Source organism: Pseudomonas sp. 21 (assembly GCF_000955805.1).
Classification (GTDB): Bacteria; Pseudomonadota; Gammaproteobacteria; order Pseudomonadales; family Pseudomonadaceae; genus Pseudomonas.
The window spans coordinates 137747-152739 of record NZ_JYOA01000013.1 but is presented as its reverse complement, the minus strand read 5'-3'; the positions used below and the strand labels follow the sequence as shown (position 1 = coordinate 152739).

Annotated in this window: 20 protein-coding genes; 8 read left to right on the top strand and 12 right to left on the bottom strand. The window is 62.6% G+C overall.

From position 1 onward, the window contains the following. Positions 1–17: 17 nt before the first annotated feature. Positions 18–212: a hypothetical protein gene (locus UB43_RS27090; RefSeq protein ID WP_045217646.1), complete on the bottom strand. Its 195-nt coding sequence runs from the start codon at positions 210–212 to the stop codon at positions 18–20. 904 nt (positions 213–1116) lie between these two features. Continuing rightward, a complete protein-coding gene (locus UB43_RS27085; RefSeq protein WP_045217613.1) occupies positions 1117–1482 on the bottom strand; it encodes a DUF3509 domain-containing protein in 366 nt (121 codons plus the stop codon). A gap of 499 nt (positions 1483–1981) precedes the next feature. Here UB43_RS27085 and UB43_RS27080 point away from each other — a divergent pair, with 499 nt between their 5' ends. Both UB43_RS27080 and galU read left to right on the top strand, forming a co-directional pair. Continuing rightward, entirely contained in the window at positions 1982–2347 is a 366-nt protein-coding gene (locus UB43_RS27080) for a LexA family transcriptional regulator (protein ID WP_052969619.1), read from the top strand. A 195-nt stretch (positions 2348–2542) separates the two neighbouring features. Further along, positions 2543–3382 (top strand): UTP--glucose-1-phosphate uridylyltransferase GalU, encoded by an 840-nt coding sequence (galU, locus tag UB43_RS27075; protein WP_024767166.1) that lies wholly within the window; start codon positions 2543–2545, stop codon positions 3380–3382. 53 nt (positions 3383–3435) lie between these two features. Here galU and UB43_RS27070 read toward each other — a convergent pair whose 3' ends face one another. Further along, the gene (locus UB43_RS27070) at positions 3436–3873 is read right to left on the bottom strand and encodes a VOC family protein (protein WP_045217611.1); all 438 of its coding nucleotides are present in this window, start codon (positions 3871–3873) and stop codon (positions 3436–3438) included. An 88-nt stretch (positions 3874–3961) separates the two neighbouring features. Here UB43_RS27070 and gorA point away from each other — a divergent pair, with 88 nt between their 5' ends. Further along, positions 3962–5320, top strand: a complete 1359-nt coding sequence (gene gorA, locus UB43_RS27065) for a glutathione-disulfide reductase (RefSeq protein ID WP_045217610.1) — start codon at positions 3962–3964, stop codon at positions 5318–5320. A gap of 62 nt (positions 5321–5382) precedes the next feature. On the opposite strand, the gene UB43_RS27060 is transcribed toward gorA, so the two are convergent. Together UB43_RS27060 and UB43_RS27055 are read right to left on the bottom strand one after the other, a co-directional pair. Next, entirely contained in the window at positions 5383–6381 is a 999-nt protein-coding gene (locus UB43_RS27060) for a bile acid:sodium symporter family protein (RefSeq protein WP_045217608.1), read from the bottom strand. Positions 6382–6479: 98 nt separating this feature from the next. Further along, positions 6480–6815 (bottom strand): hypothetical protein, encoded by a 336-nt coding sequence (locus UB43_RS27055; RefSeq protein WP_052969618.1) that lies wholly within the window; start codon positions 6813–6815, stop codon positions 6480–6482. A 132-nt stretch (positions 6816–6947) separates the two neighbouring features. Here UB43_RS27055 and UB43_RS27050 point away from each other — a divergent pair, with 132 nt between their 5' ends. Further along, positions 6948–7421 (top strand): Lrp/AsnC family transcriptional regulator, encoded by a 474-nt coding sequence (locus UB43_RS27050; RefSeq protein WP_045217606.1) that lies wholly within the window; start codon positions 6948–6950, stop codon positions 7419–7421. Between the two features lie 31 nt (positions 7422–7452). Here the strand turns inward: UB43_RS27050 and UB43_RS27045 are convergent, their stop codons facing one another. Together UB43_RS27045 and UB43_RS27040 are read right to left on the bottom strand one after the other, a co-directional pair. Continuing rightward, positions 7453–7959 (bottom strand): DUF1993 family protein, encoded by a 507-nt coding sequence (locus tag UB43_RS27045; RefSeq protein ID WP_045217604.1) that lies wholly within the window; start codon positions 7957–7959, stop codon positions 7453–7455. An 89-nt stretch (positions 7960–8048) separates the two neighbouring features. Then, complete coding sequence (locus tag UB43_RS27040; protein ID WP_045217602.1) at positions 8049–8762, bottom strand: endonuclease; 714 nt, start codon at positions 8760–8762, stop codon at positions 8049–8051. Positions 8763–8809: 47 nt separating this feature from the next. On the opposite strand from UB43_RS27040, the gene UB43_RS29680 reads away from it, so the two are divergent. Both UB43_RS29680 and UB43_RS27035 read left to right on the top strand, forming a co-directional pair. After that, positions 8810–8986 (top strand): hypothetical protein, encoded by a 177-nt coding sequence (locus UB43_RS29680; RefSeq protein ID WP_156160507.1) that lies wholly within the window; start codon positions 8810–8812, stop codon positions 8984–8986. Positions 8987–9198: 212 nt separating this feature from the next. Then, on the top strand, positions 9199–9564 hold the full coding sequence (locus UB43_RS27035; RefSeq protein WP_052969617.1) for a hypothetical protein: 366 nt from the start codon (positions 9199–9201) through the stop codon (positions 9562–9564). Positions 9565–9570: 6 nt separating this feature from the next. On the opposite strand, the gene UB43_RS27030 is transcribed toward UB43_RS27035, so the two are convergent. Continuing rightward, complete coding sequence (locus UB43_RS27030; RefSeq protein WP_045217600.1) at positions 9571–9756, bottom strand: hypothetical protein; 186 nt, start codon at positions 9754–9756, stop codon at positions 9571–9573. Positions 9757–9868: 112 nt separating this feature from the next. After that, positions 9869–10183, bottom strand: a complete 315-nt coding sequence (locus tag UB43_RS27025) for a hypothetical protein (RefSeq protein ID WP_045217597.1) — start codon at positions 10181–10183, stop codon at positions 9869–9871. A 223-nt stretch (positions 10184–10406) separates the two neighbouring features. Here UB43_RS27025 and UB43_RS27020 point away from each other — a divergent pair, with 223 nt between their 5' ends. Together UB43_RS27020 and UB43_RS27015 are read left to right on the top strand one after the other, a co-directional pair. After that, a complete protein-coding gene (locus UB43_RS27020) occupies positions 10407–10787 on the top strand; it encodes a hypothetical protein (RefSeq protein ID WP_045217595.1) in 381 nt (126 codons plus the stop codon). Between the two features lie 226 nt (positions 10788–11013). After that, on the top strand, positions 11014–12399 hold the full coding sequence (locus UB43_RS27015) for a CoA transferase (RefSeq protein WP_045217593.1): 1386 nt from the start codon (positions 11014–11016) through the stop codon (positions 12397–12399). Here the strand turns inward: UB43_RS27015 and UB43_RS27010 are convergent. The 3 genes from UB43_RS27010 to mmsB form a co-directional block, all read right to left on the bottom strand. Next, positions 12386–12952 carry a flavin reductase family protein gene (locus tag UB43_RS27010; RefSeq protein WP_045217591.1) on the bottom strand — a complete coding sequence of 189 codons (567 nt, stop codon included), beginning with the start codon at positions 12950–12952 and terminating at the stop codon, positions 12386–12388. The genes UB43_RS27015 and UB43_RS27010 overlap by 14 nt on opposite strands. Positions 12953–12973: 21 nt before the next feature. Further along, complete coding sequence (locus tag UB43_RS27005) at positions 12974–13891, bottom strand: bestrophin family protein (protein WP_045217589.1); 918 nt, start codon at positions 13889–13891, stop codon at positions 12974–12976. Between the two features lie 156 nt (positions 13892–14047). After that, complete coding sequence (gene mmsB, locus UB43_RS27000; protein WP_045217587.1) at positions 14048–14923, bottom strand: 3-hydroxyisobutyrate dehydrogenase; 876 nt, start codon at positions 14921–14923, stop codon at positions 14048–14050. Positions 14924–14993 lie beyond the last annotated feature (70 nt).

Genomic DNA, 14993 nt, shown 5'->3' with positions numbered 1-14993 from the left:
ACGAAACTAGGGGCGATTCAGCTGACGCCACCTTGGATGCGCTCACACATTGCGTCGGCGCTATCGATGAAATTCGTCTTATTCAAACGAAGCATGATCACTGTGCGCCCCTCGGGCACCGCGCCGATTGGCGGAACCACGAAGATCGTGATCTGGGTGTAGATGGCAATCGCAATGATAGCCGCGGCGACAAGGCCGATAATTTTCTTCATGAGACCTCCTTGTCCTCAGTAGGGGCATTCTGCCATCGCAGATTGCTTTGCCGCTATAGGCTAGCGGCCGGTACCTACCTGAAGTCGCGCTCTCGCTACCAGCAAGAATACTGAGCTAAATTTTCTAGGCCCATTCGAGGGAGGGCCAACTGACCTTTTTGCCCAGGGCACAACTGTGAGGTGAACAATCAGCTGAGGAAGGGCCTAATCGTGGAAGATCGCGATCTGGAGCTTATGGAGGCGGCAGTCACCGCCTTTCTGTGTCTTGTGCCTGCATTGGCAGAGCAAATTGAACAGGGCGTTCCCGCAGGTTCGACAAGAGCTGAGCGGGACTTACACCGGCAGCAAAAGGGATGGGCGGAGCTCTGCCATTCTGCGCATCGGACTGGCGTCGATCCGATGGAATACGCCAGGCAGGTCGTAGCCGTGCATAGGCAAGATCAACGAACGCGAAGCCTCAACTGAGGCCGTCCATCTGAAGTGGTGGGCAATTGATGCCTATCAGGGGGCATGCTGCTGGAGCGGCACTTGGTCTCGGCAATCTTGAGACTGTGGCCGAAGGAACGGCTCATCTGTTATCCCCTGAGTCGCCGTCTTGAAGCCCCGCTACTCTCCAGGTGCGGGGCTTCTCGTATGGGCCTTTTTATCGCTTCCTTATATAAGGAAGCGCGTCCTTGCACCCCATGCATGGGGTCACTTTCAAAAAAGTGAGTAGGAATGTGAGTAGGTTGTTGGGTGCTCTTTAGCAGAACTCGGTAGCTAAAGGCTTTCAGCTGTATTTTCGAGTCCGGCTCCGGGCACCATCTTCGTCTTTCCTGATTCGTCGCAGATCGCATGGCCGAATCGAGGTGAGCGCTCCAAAAAAGAAACCCGGCCAAGGCCGGGTTTTTTATTGCTCGCTCATTCAGGCTCCGATATTGGCAATTGAGCGCAGCTTCGCGCCTGCCTTGACGATACGGCGCTGGCGCAGCGGCTCGGCGGTTTCGTAGAAGTTCTGCAAGGGAACCTCTGCCTTGAAGTGGTCGGCATCGTGCTCCTGCAGCGGGCCGTACTCGGTAGCAAGATCACGACGAATGCGGCCTACCAGGCTGGTCAGCAACTCTTCGTTGCGCTGCTCTTCCAGACGCACCACGCGACAGGCGATATGTTCGCCCGCATCCTTGCTCAGCGTCATGATCAGATTGCCGTCCGGTCGAGCGGTGAAGCTCACGTCGAAATCGGAGAAGACCTGGCAAAGGTATTGGGCGGCAGGTAGACGGTCGATTGGCATGGTGTCGTCCTCGGCAGTGAATGGGCGGTTCCTTCCCTTTCATTGCAGGGTGCATACCAATCTGGTGGAAATAAAAAGTCTTTTAAAATCAGATATTTGTAAATGTTGACCGTTTCGCTTGCCATGCAGCTTGCATGGCAAGGCGCAAATGCCATGGCATTTTGCACGACTGATGATTTCAGTGCGGAATAGGCTGGTGTCGGGAGGAGTCGGCTTTCGCCTTGTGCTTGGGCTTCTGCAGGCGGGCCCGGCGCATCGGTACTCGAAGGATGGCCCACAGCGTAACCACTGCCAGCAGGACCCAGCCGAAAATCATGAGCGTGACGAACGTGCCTGGATTCATATCGATATCCTCACCCCTCCCTAAGGGTAGTCCACCGTCATCGGTGCGCTGTCCTTTCGGTTGAGCGGCATTGCTTCCCGTAGGTTCCATTCAATGGCTTGTCGTGCCGACGGGTATCTGGTATCTGTATGTATATACAGTATTCGGAGAAAGGACATGCAGCAAGCCATTCTTGAAGTCCGAGATGTCGTACAGCCTGGCGGAATGACCGGCGCCGCGGCGCTTCATACCTACATAGTCCGTGCATGTGGCGAAGGTATGACGCAGGCGGGTATTCACGACTGCGACCTGCTGCTGGTCGATCGCTCGGAGCTGGCCGCTCCCGGTGAGATTGTGGTGGCTGCGCTCAACGGTGAGGCGCTGATCCGTCGCCTGGCCATTATCGACGGTTCATTCGCGCTGCAGGCGGCGAGCGATGGATATCCGACGCTGAAAGTCGAGGAGGGCGATGAGCTCTCAATCTGGGGAGTGGTGCGTCAGCGGCTTTCAGGAAGCGACGTTTCGCAGGGCGCCAGGGAGTAGAGCTGGTGCAGGATGCTGACCATTTGCCAGTAACTTCGAGAACTAAATCGGGGCCTTGATGGTCAGATGCGCGTGCCACGGGTTTCGCAAGTCCTGACAAGTGTCGTGCAGCTTGCAATCCGGGGCATTGTAAGGCGGGCGCAGCCTGATTAGACTGCGCGCAACTCGCACCCCTGTCCCTCTCGAAGGACTCCCATGATCAAGAAATGTCTGTTCCCGGCCGCCGGCTACGGTACCCGCTTCCTCCCGGCCACCAAGGCCATGCCCAAGGAAATGCTGCCGGTGGTGAACAAGCCGCTGATCCAGTACGCCGTTGAAGAGGCGCTGGAAGCCGGTCTCGGTGAAATCGGTATCGTCACTGGCCGCGGCAAGCGCTCCCTCGAAGACCACTTCGACATCAGCTACGAGCTGGAGCACCAGATTCGCAACACCGACAAGGAAAAGTACCTGGTCGGTATTCGTCGCCTGATCGACGAATGCACCTTCTCCTACACCCGTCAGGTCGAGATGAAAGGCCTGGGTCATGCCATCCTGACCGGCCGCCCGCTGATCGGTGACGAGCCCTTCGCCGTTGTGCTGGCGGACGACCTGTGCCTGAACCTCGAGGGCGACAGCGTCCTCAAGCAGATGGTCAAGCTGTACAACCAGTTCCGCTGCTCCATCGTGGCGATCCAGGAAGTGCCGCCGGAAGAGACCAACAAGTACGGTGTGATCGCCGGCGAGATGATCCGCGACGACATCTACCGCGTGAACACCATGGTTGAGAAGCCGAAGCCCGAAGACGCGCCCTCGAACCTGGCGATCATCGGTCGCTACATCCTGACTCCGGATATCTTCGACCTGATCGAGCAGACCGAGCCGGGCAAGGGTGGTGAAATCCAGATCACCGACGCGCTGATGAAGCAGGCTCAGGACGGCTGCGTTCTGGCGTACAAATTCAAGGGCAAGCGTTTCGACTGTGGTAGCGCCGAGGGCTACATCGAGGCGACCAACTTCTGCTACGAGCACCTCTACAAGACTGGCAAGGCCTGGTAATCCGGGACCTTTCCGTTCTTTGAGAAAGCCACCTTCGGGTGGCTTTCTTGTTTTCAGGCCTGCATCGAGCGTGGGATCGGCATCGCTTCCGAGCCTGGACCGAGCGGCTGGCCGTAGCTGAACTCGACGTAATTTCCGGCCGGGTCACGCAGGCCGCAGTAGTAACCCACGGGGTAAGGTTCTTCTCGTGGCGCCCAGATCAGGCAACCCGCAGTCTCGGCATCCTTGGCGATGCGGTCGACCTCGTCGTGAGTGTCCACGGCGAAGCCGAAGTGGCTGTAGTCATCGCTTGCCAGGTGGCGTTCCTGGCCGCCGGGCATGATGACGAAAATGAAGCTGTGTTCCTTGCCGGGCTCTGCCATCCAGACGATGCGCGAGCCCTTGCCTTCGCGCTGGTGAATGATGCGCATGCCGCAGAAGCGCTCGTAAAAGGCAATACAGGCTTCAAGGTCAGGTACGTGCAGGGCCAGGTGGGTCAGGGATGGGCGCATGGCGAATCCTCCTTCGGCAGCGGCTGATGGCAGGATAGGTCAGGCGCCATGAGGTATGCTGCCCGACATATCCAAGCGGAGAACCATGATGTCTTTCGATTTTGACCTGTTCGTCATCGGTGCGGGTTCCGGCGGTGTGCGCGCCGCGCGCTTCGCTGCCGGCTTTGGCGCCAAGGTGGCCGTGGCGGAAAGCCGCTACCTGGGCGGAACCTGCGTCAATGTCGGTTGCGTGCCGAAGAAGCTGCTGGTGTACGGGGCGCACTTCCATGAAGACTTCGAGCAGGCCGCCGGATTCGGCTGGACCCTAGGCGAAGCGAGCTTCGACTGGAAGACACTGATTGCCAACAAGAACCGCGAAATCCACCGGCTCAATGGCATCTACCGCAACCTGCTGGTGAACAGCGGCGTCTCCCTGCTGGAAGGCCATGCCAAGCTGCAGGATGCGCATACCGTGGAGGTCGACGGGCAGCGCTTCAGCGCCAAGCACATCCTCATCGCTACCGGCGGCTGGCCGCAGGTGCCGGATATTCCCGGCAAGGAACACGCGATCACCTCCAACGAAGCCTTTTTCCTCGAGTCGCTGCCGCGCCGGGTGCTGGTGGTCGGCGGTGGTTACATTGCCGTCGAGTTTGCCGGCATCTTCCATGGCCTGGGCGCACAAACCTCTCTGCTGTACCGCAAGGAGCTGTTCCTGCGCGGCTTTGACCGCAGCGTGCGCGAGCACCTGCGCGATGAGCTGAGCAGAAAGGGTCTGGACCTGCAATTCAACAGCGACATCGCTCGCATCGACAAGCAGGCCGACGGCACCCTGGCGGCCACCCTCAAGGATGGTCGCGTTCTTGAGGCGGACTGCGTGTTCTACGCCACTGGCCGCCGTCCGCAGTTGGACAACCTGGGCCTGGAGAGCGTCTCCGTGGAGCTGGATGACCGTGGCTACGTAAAAGTGGATGAGGCTTACGGCACGAGCGAGCCGTCGATCCACGCCATCGGCGATGTGATCGGTCGTGTCCAGCTGACCCCCGTGGCGCTGGCGGAAGGCATGGCGCTGGCGCGCAAGCTGTTCCGCCCGGCGGAGTATCGCCCGGTGGACTACAAGCTGATTCCCACGGCGGTATTCAGCCTGCCGAACATTGGTACCGTTGGCCTCACCGAAGACGAAGCGCGTAGCGCCGGGCACAAGGTGAAAGTCTTCGAGAGCCGCTTCCGGCCGATGAAGCTGACGCTCACCGAAAGCCAGGAAAGAACCCTGATGAAGCTGATTGTCGATGCCGACAGCGACAAGGTGCTGGGCTGCCATATGGTGGGCCCGGATGCTGGGGAGATGCTCCAGGGCATCGCTATTGCGCTGAAGGCCGGGGCGACCAAGCGCGTGTTCGATGACACCATCGGCATCCACCCGACGGCCGCCGAGGAATTCGTCACCATGCGCACGCCGGTCGGCGCCTGACGACGAAGGTGGCAACAAAAAGCCGGTGCAGATGCACCGGCTTTTTTGTGGGCATCAGACCGTCAGTTACTGCGCTCCAGCGAGGCGTGGCCGTCTTCCTGGCGTTGCGAATAGCGCTGGGCAAGCACGGCACAGACCATCAGCTGGATCTGGTGGAACAGCATCAGCGGCAGCAGGATCACGCCCACGGTGCTGCTGGCGAACAGCACCGAGGCCATCGGTACGCCGGTGGCCAGGCTTTTCTTCGAGCCGCAGAAGATGATGGTGATCCGGTCCTCCAGGGGGAAGCCCAGCCAGCGTCCCAGCAGGTTGGTAGCGACCAGCGCCAGTGCCAGCAGCACGCAGCAGGCGACGACCAGGCCGGCCAATGCCGGCAGCGGAACCTGGTGCCACAGGCCCTGGATGACCGCAGCACTGAAGGCGGTGTAGACCACCAGCAGGATCGAGCCCTGGTCCACATAGCGCAGCACCGGCTTGTGGCGTTCAACCCAGGCGCCGATCCACGGGCGCAGCAGTTGGCCGGCCACGAAGGGCACCAGCAGTTGCAGGGTGATCTTGCCGATGGCATCCAGCGTCGACATCCCGGTATCGCCATGGGCGCCGATCAGCAGTTGCACCAGCAGCGGGGTGACGAACACGCCCAGCAGGCTGGAGGCCGATGCGCTGCAAATGGCCGCCGGGATGTTGCCTCTTGCCAGCGAAGTGAAGGCAATCGCGGATTGCACGGTGGCGGGCAGGGCGCAGAGGTAGAGCATGCCCAGGTACAGGTCCGGGGTTACCAGGGGCGACAGCACCGGCTTGAGCGCCAGGCCGAGCAGGGGAAAGAGGATGAAGGTGCAGGAGAAGATCAGCAGGTGCAGGCGCCAGTGGGTGGCGCCGGCGATGATCGCCTGGCGCGACAGCTTCGCACCGTGGAGGAAGAACAGCAGCGCGATGCCCAGGTTGGTGATCCAGCCGAAGACGACGGCAGCGGTGCCTTCGCAGGGCAGCAGGCTGGCAACGGTCACGGTGGCGATCAATGCCAGGGTGAAGTTGTCGGGGAGCAGGCGTGGGCGAGCCATGGGCACATCTCTCATCGTTGTTGTGTGTGAAAGACCGCTAGGGTCAGGCTCGCACTCTAAGCCCCGGGGGGTGTGCCGGCTAACGCCAGAAAGCCAGCTTATGTCGCTGAAAGGACAGTTTCGGCACCCTGTACGTGTAGATCGACGGAGCACACGCTGACCATGCCGCGCATACGCTGCGCTATTACCTCGGCACGGTAGCGCGGCAGGGTGTTCACTCGCAGGGCGATGTCCATCCAGTCCTCCCGGCGCGAGGACTCGACCTCGGCCGGGACGTGGCCCTGGAGTGCGAACTGGTTCAGCAGGCGGCAGAGGATGTCGGCATCGATTTCGGCGCGGATCAGGTAGCGCACGTCGGCGGCCGTTTCGGTGGGAACCGGGCGGTCCCGTTGATCCAGGGGGAATTCGACGAGATGGAGAGCAGGGAGCGTCATGACGGCTGGCCGGTGCAGGAGAGGTGACGGATATTCTGCGGCCCGTGCAGGGGATTTATTTGCCTGTTTTTGGCCATGAGACGGGAATGTATGCATTAATGATTCTCCGAATTTGTCCAAGGCGAATCATTTATGCCCGTTTCACTGGATGCCCATGACCGCAAGATCCTCGCCCTGCTGCAGGAGGAGGCCACTCTTTCCACGGCGGAGATCGCCGAGCGCATCGGCCTGTCCCAGTCGCCGTGCTGGCGGCGGATTCAGCGGTTGAAGGAAGAAGGGGTGATCCGCAAGCAGGTGACCTTGCTGGATCGCAAGAAGATCGGCCTGAACACCCAGATATTTGCCCAGGTGAAGCTCAACGCCCACGGGCGCAATCATCTGACGGATTTCGCGCAGGCCATGGAGGCGTTTCCCGAGGTGCTGGAGTGCCATGTGCTGATGGGGGCCGTGGACTTCATGTTGCGCATCGTCACGGAGGATGTGGAGGCGTATGAGCGCTTCTTCTTCGAGCGGCTGTCCCAGGTGCCGGGGGTCCAGGAGATCAACTCCATCGTGGCACTCTCGGAGATCAAGTCCACCACCACGCTGCCGCTGCCGCGCGGCTGAAGGGCGCCGGGGAGGCCGGCGCCCGGGGCGATCAGACGCCGCCCAGGTAGTCCATCTTGCCGACTTCCACGCCGTTGTGGCGGAGGATGTCGTAGGCGGTGGTGATGTGGAAATAGAAGTTCGGATTGACGAAGCCGAGCAGGAAATCCGAGCCCTTGAAGCTGACTTCGCGGGTGCGCAGCTTCAGTTCGATGGTGCGGTCTTCGGCGCCTTCAAACTGCTCGGGCTTGAGGGTCTTGAGGAACTCGACGGTCTTGGCGATGCGTGCCTGCAGCTCGTCGAAGGTCGTTTCGTCATCGGCGTAGCTCGGCACTTCCACGCCGGCCAGGCGCGCGCCGGCACCCTTGGCGGAGTCCGAGGCAATCTGCACCTGGCGCGCCAGGGCGAACATGTCCGGGGCGAGGCGGGCGTTGATCAGGACGGAAGGATCGATGGACTTGGCTTCGGCGTGGGCGGCAGCCTTGGTGAGGATCACCGAGAGGTTGCCGAGCATGCGGATGAAGACCGGAACGGAAGCCTGGTAGATCGAGAGGGACATGCTGCGTACTCCAGACAGATAAAGGTAGGCTCGTCACAGCGGGACGGCTGTCGGAGTCTACTGCTGGCGCTTGCCTCTGTCGCCAGGCTTCAGCGCCTGGCCACTTTCGGCGCCGGGCAGCGGTCGGTTTCGATCGGGCCGACGTAGGGGTTGCCCCAGCCCATGACGCAACCAACCATCTGGTTGCGCTGGCGTTCCCAGACTTCCACCGGGTACTGCTTGCTCCAGGCGGTGAACAGCTGGCGGTCCTGGTTGGACAGCCTCAGGCCGTAGCGGTCGCTCATGTAGAAGTAGGTGCGGGCGATCATGCCGCGAATCTGCGGGCGCGGCATGGCCTTGCGTGCCTTGAAGTCCACGACCATCGGGCAGGCGCCGTACTGCGAGGGCTTCTGTTGCAGCCAGCCGAAGCTGAAGTTGTTCCGATCACCGTTCACTTCACCGATGCTCGGCACCAGGTTGTGCAGGTCGGCCTCGGCCTTCTGGTACACCCGGTCATTGCGCGAGCAGTTCTTGCGCCCGCCGCTCTGCCAGCACTGGCGCTGATGGCCGATCACCCAGGCGGGGACGATGTGTTCCCACTCGATGCGCGAGGCCCGGTTGGCATTCTTGCGCGGGGTGTAGCCGCAGCTCTTCAGGTCGACCTTGGTGCCGTTGTAGCGGCAGCCGCAGTAGAACTCCACCGATTGGCGGGCATACAGCTTGCGCCCGACTTTCTTGGCTTCCTCGAAGGTGCGCGGGGCGGCGGCGGAGGCGACGGTGGGAATGGCGAGGATCAGCAGCAGGGTCAGGCAGCGTCCGAACATGAGGCGTTCCTTACGAAAGTCGCTGCATCTTACTGATTGAGAAAGAAATGCCAATCGTGGCAATGGAATGGCAAGGGGCGATTGCCCGGATGGAGGCGATAGTTGGGCCGCTGTGCCTTGCGCCTGCCGGGAACGCTTCGCAACAGGCCTGCTCTACCTCTCCTGATGCTTTAGAAGAGTTACCTATCTTTTTGTTTTTAAAGGATAAAATAATCTATAAATGACTTTAAGAGTCAACGCTATCAGGTTGTTTCAGCAAAGGATGAGGCAATCGTTTGAGGAAGGACCGCAACGCGGCACGTAAGAGTGCTTGATTCGCATATTCAACATTATAAAGCGTCATTATCGTTATGATTTATAACGATTTATCGCAGCGTCCTGCACTGAGCGGCGAGGCTTGGTAAGCTGGAGCCTTTCCACTATTCGGGAGATCGCCATGCTCGGTCTCAGAGTCGTCGGGGCCATCGCCTGTTGTGCCCTGGCGTTACCCGTCTACGCGCAGCAGTTTTCCACGCAGCCAAGGCAGTCCCAGCAGAACTACCAGGGTCAGCCCCAATGGCAGCAATCGCCGCCGGTGATCCAGCGCATATACATCAGTCCGGGTGCGAGCGGCAGCGTGGAGAGCTCCTCCAGCTGGCAGCGCAATGACGGTTATGGCGGTGTGCAGGTGCCGCGCGGCTACGGCGAGACGCGCTCGGGCACGGTGATCATCGACCAGGGCAGCGGTGGCATCCGGCAGAGCATCGAATACCCCAACGGCGCGGTCTATCCGCGCGGCAATGGCTATTACCAGCAGCAGTAGGCCGGATCAGTCGATCAGGTCGTCACGGGTCAGGCGGGATTTGCGCAGGCCGCCGTGGCTGTAGAACAGCCCGGTATCGCCACGCCAGTGGAAGAGTGTCGCGAGAAACGCGGAGCTCACCCGGCCCACATCCCAGCTACGGAGTTTGCGGTAGGCCCAGAGCCAGCTGTCGTCGGAGGAGGAGTCGCTCATGGAATCGTCCTTGATTCGGCAAGCGGGAAAAGTGCAAGGGACATTAGTGCGCCGGGTGGGCCTTCGCAAGTCGCTGCTCCCGCAACCGCGACCTGCGAAAAAGCCCGCGCGTTCAGGCGGTGCTGACCGCCTTCGATTCCTCGACGTACTCCTTCAGCCAGCGCAGGACTTCCACAGCGTCCCAGCGGCTGGGATCGAACATGGCGTAGGCCTGGCCCTGGTAGCCCACCACATCCAGCGGCCGGTGATAGCCGGCGCGCTGCATCAGGGCCTCGATTTCCGCGAAACACACGTTGAAGTGGGTGCGGCTGAAGGGCGTCTTGCCCTCTGTGACCAACCCCTCCAGCAGCAGTTCCGACACGGCCTCGCTGACTTCCTCGATGGCCATGTGGTTCACGGTGTATTTCAGCTGATGGATGCTCACCATCGTGTGCTCCTCAATGGGGGTCTGGCCCATGCTCTGTGATCCGAGGTGATCGACGTAAGCCAATGGACTGTGGCCTTTCGTCGAGGTTTAAAAAATTTTCGCAAAATACTGTATGCATGAACAGTATTTTCTCCTAGTATCTCTCTCGCGGTCTGACAGAAACCCTGAAGTGCCCGTCGCCACTGGCCTGGCGGGCACTCTTCGAAGAACAGGAGCGATGGCGATGCTGCAGAAACTGATGCTTTGCGCAGGTGTGGCGATGCTGGCGGGCTGTGCCCAGCCCCAGGCGGACGTCCCGCGCGCCAATGGCGCCTACCTCATCATCGAGGGCAAGGAGGCCTGGGCCGTGCTGGTGGCCGACGGCAAGCGCATCGAGGAGCGCGGCACGGTGCGCGATGCCATCCGCCTGCCGAAGGAGCGCTCGTCCATCGCCGCCAGCTACGTGATCGACACGCCCAACTGTGGCCGTCTGCAGTGGCTGACCGAAGGCGAGGGCGACTCCACCGTGCGCCTGTCTTCGCGGGGCGAAGCGGACGACCTGTCGAGCTGCCAGATCAGCGATGGGCTCAGCCGCGTCTGGACCGCGCTGGACTATTCGAGCTGAGCTCCAGTCTCCAGAGAATGCGCTCTCCAAAAAAATGTTTCGGCCGACCCTCGCTTCACGTTTTTTTCACACCGCGGGGCAGAGGATGAAAACCAGCTAAAGGATTAGCTCCCCATCGAAAAGCCCGCTTGATTGCGGGCTTTTTATTGCCTGTCGACCAAGGTCGGCTCGCCCGCCTGACGCTGCGCGGCTAAGGTGAAACTCCAAGGAAAAGGCGGAGATAGAGATGCAGCGCGTTCTTGCAGAGCGACTTTGGATTGCCCTGGGCGGCCAGGCCGAACGCCTGAGTCACCTGGCCTTTCGCAGCGAAGGCTCCCTGCCTTCGGCTTTCTTCGTCACCGAACTGGCCGCCGCCAGTATCGCCAGTGCGGGGCTGGCGCTGGGCGAATGGCTGGAGCCGGATTCCGGCGCCGCCGCGTCGCTGGTCCTGGACCGCCGGCTGGCTTCCTTCTGGTTCTCCACCTCCTTGCGTGCTCAGGGCTGGACACCCCCCGACCTGTGGGACGCCATTGCCGGCAACTACCGCACCCGCGACGGCTGGATTCGCCTGCACACCAACGCCCCGCACCACCGCGCCGCCGCCCTTCGGGTACTCGGGACCGACAATGATCGTGATCGGGTTGCAGGTGCCGTGGCGAACTGGGACGCGGGCGAGTTGGAACTCGCGATCGTGAAAGAAGGCGGCTGTGCGGCCGAGATGCGCTCCTGGGAGGCCTGGAAACAGCATCCGCAAGGCATCGCCGTTGGCCGCGAACCCCTGGTATTGCGCGATCTCCAGCTGACGTCGGCGCCTTCCCTGGATATCGAGATCGACCGCGAGCGCCCGCTGGCCGGCGTGCGCGTACTGGACCTGACCCGTGTGCTGGCCGGGCCGATCGCCACCCGATTCCTCGCCGGATTTGGCGCCGAGGTCCTGCGGATCGATCCGCCGGACTGGGATGAGCCCGGCGTGGTGCCGGAAGTCACCCTGGGCAAGCACTGTGCGCGCCTGGACCTGCGCCAGCCTGCGGGCCGCGAACGCTTCCAGGCGCTGCTCGCCAGCGCTGACGTGCTGGTGCACGGCTATCGGGCCGATGCCCTGGATCGCCTGGGGTTCGGTGCCGATGTACGGCGGACGATTGCGCCGGGGCTGGTGGATGTGAGCCTGAATGCCTATGGCTGGTCCGGCCCCTGGAGCGAAAGGCGCGGGTTCGACAGTCTGGTGCAGATGAGCAGTGGCATCGCCGAGGCAGGGCGCGCCTGGCGGGGTGAAGACAAGCCTGTACCGTTGCCGGTGCAGGCGCTCGATCACGCCACCGGCTATCTGATCGCCGCAGCTGCCTTGCGCGGGTTGGCCGAACGTCGGCGTAGCGGCCGTGGGAGCCGTTGGCGCCTGTCACTGGCGCGTACGGCGCAATGCCTGCTGGAGGCGGGAGTTTCGTCGGTGGGGTCGCTGGAGCTGGCGGCGGAGACAACCGCCGATCTGGCGCCGGGAATCGAGACGACACCCTGGGGGCACGCGCGGCGCTTGCGTCCGCCACTGCAGGTCGCGGGTTCGCCGCTCTACTGGGAAATGCCGGCTTCCGAGCTGGGCTCGTCACCGGCAGCCTGGCAGCCGGTCAGCCTCGACTGACCTGGAACGCCTCGCCGGTGGCGAAGAAGGCGCCGCCGGCCTGGTAATGAATCGTGCGCAGCTCGTCGCTGGGGAAGTGCCAGCGGCCATTGGAGAAGGCGCGCTCATCGGCGTAGGCGGCGACCACTTCTGCGATGAACAGGTCGTACTTCTCCTGGTTGTGCGGCTCGCTGATCACCTTGCATTCCAGGTAGGCCACGCAGCCATCGACGATCGGCGCCTCGACCTGCTTCGCACGGGAAGTGCGGATGTCCAGCTGCTCGAACTTGTTGCCCTCACCGCCGTTGCTCGAGCCCACCGCCAGGGTCAGCTCAGCCTGCTGGCGCGTCGGCAGCTGGATGACGAAGGCGCCCGAGCCTTCCACCAGGTGGCGCGACCAGGTGTTGCGGTCCAACACCAGCATCAGCTTGGGCGGATCGAAGTCCAGTGGCATGACCCAGGCGGCGGCCATGACGTTGGCGACGCCTTCATGCTCGCTGGTGACCAAGGTGCTGGGACCGTGGTTGAGCAGCAGGTAGGCCTTGTTCAGCGGCACGTCTTTCAGGTGGTTCATTCAGGGGTCCTCAGGGGCGGATCAGAGCAGCAGGCCGTCCACCGGCCTCAGCGGTTCGGGCAGGTCGGTCTCGCCGAGTATTTCCAGTACGGCGATTTCAATGTTGCGGCTCATGGCGTCCAGCGGCAGGTCGTTGGGTTGGGTGTCGAACGGGTCGGCAATCTGGTCGCCCAGGGCGTCCAGGCCGAAGAAGGTGTAGGCCAGCACGCATACCGCCAGCGGGGTGAACCAGCCGATGCTGTCGACCAGGCAGAAGGGCAGCAGGAAGCAGTAGACGTGCACGATGCGATGCAGCATCAGGATGTAGGGGTAGGGAATCGGTGTGTTGCGGATGCGCTCGCAGCCGCCCAGCACGTACGACAGGCGGGTCATCTGCTGGTCGATGGCGGCCAGGGTGATATCGCCGGCGCCGCTGGTGCGCCCGCGGTCGGCAAAGCGCTGGCCGAGGCTGGCGAGCAGGACGTTTGTCGGGCTGCGGCTGGCGGCCAGGAGGGCGGCCTCTTCACCGAGCAGCCGGCGCACGTCTTCGCTTTGCGGGGTGCCGCGCAGCTGGTCGCGCAGGGCATAGGTGAAGGCGATCAGCTGGTTGCCCAACTGGCGACGGCCATCGCTGTCCAGTTCCGGCAGTAGCGAGCGGGTCTGCCGCGCCAGGTTGCGGGTCACGATCAGCAGTTCGCCCCAGAGCGTGCGTGCTTCCCAGAAACGCTGGTAGGCGACGTTGTTGCGGAAGCCGAGGAAGATCGCCAGCGTCAGGCCCCAGAGGGTGAACGGCGTGGAGGTGATGATCACCTTGTAGTGGTAGAGCGTGCCGTGGGTGGCCACCACCAGCGAGCTGAGCAGCACCGTGTAGAGCACCTTGCGCCAGATGGCCGGGATGATCGATCCCTTGAGGGAGAACAGCAGGACCCAGAGTGTCGGGGTTTGCGGGCGGAGGATCATGCGGCGGCATCCGGTGGGGCGGAGCGCGCATGATAGCCGAGATGAAGGCTTGGGCGATGTGTCGCGGAGGGGGACCTTTGCAGGAGCGGGCTTGCTCGCGAACCGGCCCCGTCGCGAAGCGGTTCGCGAGCAGGCTCGCTCCTACAGAAGCAGGGCCTAGCCTTGCTGGTACAGCTTCACGATCGCCGAGAAGTCCAGTTGGCCGTTGCCCTGGTTGCTGAAGGTCTGGAACAACTGCTGGGCCAATGCGCCAAGCAGCACCGGCTGGCGAATCTGCCGCGCGGCTTCGCTGGCCAGGCCCAGGTCCTTGAGCATCAGGTCGGTGCCGAAGCCGCCAGTGTAGCCGCGCGCCGCCGGTGCGCCGGTGAGCGGGTTGTTCACTTCCGAGCTCCAGCAGCGGCCGCTGGAGGTGTTGATGATGCCGGCCAGCACTTCCGCATCCATGCCCAGCTTCACGCCCAGGGACATGGCTTCCGCCACGCCGATCATGGAGATGCCCAGCAGCAGGTTGTTCGCCACCTTGGCCACCTGGCCGTTGCCGGCGCCGCCGCAGTGCACGATGTTCTTGCCCATGGCGGCCAGTACCGGGCGGGCCCGGTCGAAGTCGGCCTGCTCGCCGCCGACCATGAAGGTCAGAGTACCGGCCGCGGCGCCAGCGGTGCCGCCGGAAACCGGCGCATCGAGCATCGGGTTGCCGTGCGCCAGGGCAGCCGCGCTGACCTCACGGGCATTCAGCGGGTCGATGGTGGACGAGTCGATCAGCAGCACGCCGGGTTGCACGTTGGCCAGCAGGCCGTCGTCACCGAGGAAGACCTGCTTCACGTGGGCGGCGGCGGGCAGCATGGTGATGATCGCCTCGACATCGTCGCGCGCCACTTCGGCGGGGGATGCCAGGGCGCGGGCGCCAAGGGCGACGGCCGCTTCCACGGCCGCAGCGGAGAGATCGAAGACGCTCAGGTCGAAGCCGGCCTTGAGCAGGTTGGCGGCCATGGGGCCGCCCATGTTGCCGAGTCCGATGAAGCCGATGCGCATGGGGTGATCCTCTTCTTCTTGTTCGGGGCGCCCGGTCGATCAGGCGCGAATGGAGGTGCCCGCCCGCGTG

Coding starts and splice junctions, on each gene's coding strand:
- UB43_RS27090 (WP_045217646.1), bottom strand. CDS start 212: ATGAAGAAAATTATCGGCCTTGTCGCCGCGGCTATCATTGCGATTGCC.
- UB43_RS27085 (WP_045217613.1), bottom strand. CDS start 1,482: ATGCCAATCGACCGTCTACCTGCCGCCCAATACCTTTGCCAGGTCTTC.
- UB43_RS27080 (WP_052969619.1), top strand. CDS start 1,982: ATGCAGCAAGCCATTCTTGAAGTCCGAGATGTCGTACAGCCTGGCGGA.
- galU (WP_024767166.1), top strand. CDS start 2,543: ATGATCAAGAAATGTCTGTTCCCGGCCGCCGGCTACGGTACCCGCTTC.
- UB43_RS27070 (WP_045217611.1), bottom strand. CDS start 3,873: ATGCGCCCATCCCTGACCCACCTGGCCCTGCACGTACCTGACCTTGAA.
- gorA (WP_045217610.1), top strand. CDS start 3,962: ATGTCTTTCGATTTTGACCTGTTCGTCATCGGTGCGGGTTCCGGCGGT.
- UB43_RS27060 (WP_045217608.1), bottom strand. CDS start 6,381: ATGGCTCGCCCACGCCTGCTCCCCGACAACTTCACCCTGGCATTGATC.
- UB43_RS27055 (WP_052969618.1), bottom strand. CDS start 6,815: ATGACGCTCCCTGCTCTCCATCTCGTCGAATTCCCCCTGGATCAACGG.
- UB43_RS27050 (WP_045217606.1), top strand. CDS start 6,948: ATGCCCGTTTCACTGGATGCCCATGACCGCAAGATCCTCGCCCTGCTG.
- UB43_RS27045 (WP_045217604.1), bottom strand. CDS start 7,959: ATGTCCCTCTCGATCTACCAGGCTTCCGTTCCGGTCTTCATCCGCATG.
- UB43_RS27040 (WP_045217602.1), bottom strand. CDS start 8,762: ATGTTCGGACGCTGCCTGACCCTGCTGCTGATCCTCGCCATTCCCACC.
- UB43_RS29680 (WP_156160507.1), top strand. CDS start 8,810: ATGCCAATCGTGGCAATGGAATGGCAAGGGGCGATTGCCCGGATGGAG.
- UB43_RS27035 (WP_052969617.1), top strand. CDS start 9,199: ATGCTCGGTCTCAGAGTCGTCGGGGCCATCGCCTGTTGTGCCCTGGCG.
- UB43_RS27030 (WP_045217600.1), bottom strand. CDS start 9,756: ATGAGCGACTCCTCCTCCGACGACAGCTGGCTCTGGGCCTACCGCAAA.
- UB43_RS27025 (WP_045217597.1), bottom strand. CDS start 10,183: ATGGTGAGCATCCATCAGCTGAAATACACCGTGAACCACATGGCCATC.
- UB43_RS27020 (WP_045217595.1), top strand. CDS start 10,407: ATGCTGCAGAAACTGATGCTTTGCGCAGGTGTGGCGATGCTGGCGGGC.
- UB43_RS27015 (WP_045217593.1), top strand. CDS start 11,014: ATGCAGCGCGTTCTTGCAGAGCGACTTTGGATTGCCCTGGGCGGCCAG.
- UB43_RS27010 (WP_045217591.1), bottom strand. CDS start 12,952: ATGAACCACCTGAAAGACGTGCCGCTGAACAAGGCCTACCTGCTGCTC.
- UB43_RS27005 (WP_045217589.1), bottom strand. CDS start 13,891: ATGATCCTCCGCCCGCAAACCCCGACACTCTGGGTCCTGCTGTTCTCC.
- mmsB (WP_045217587.1), bottom strand. CDS start 14,923: ATGCGCATCGGCTTCATCGGACTCGGCAACATGGGCGGCCCCATGGCC.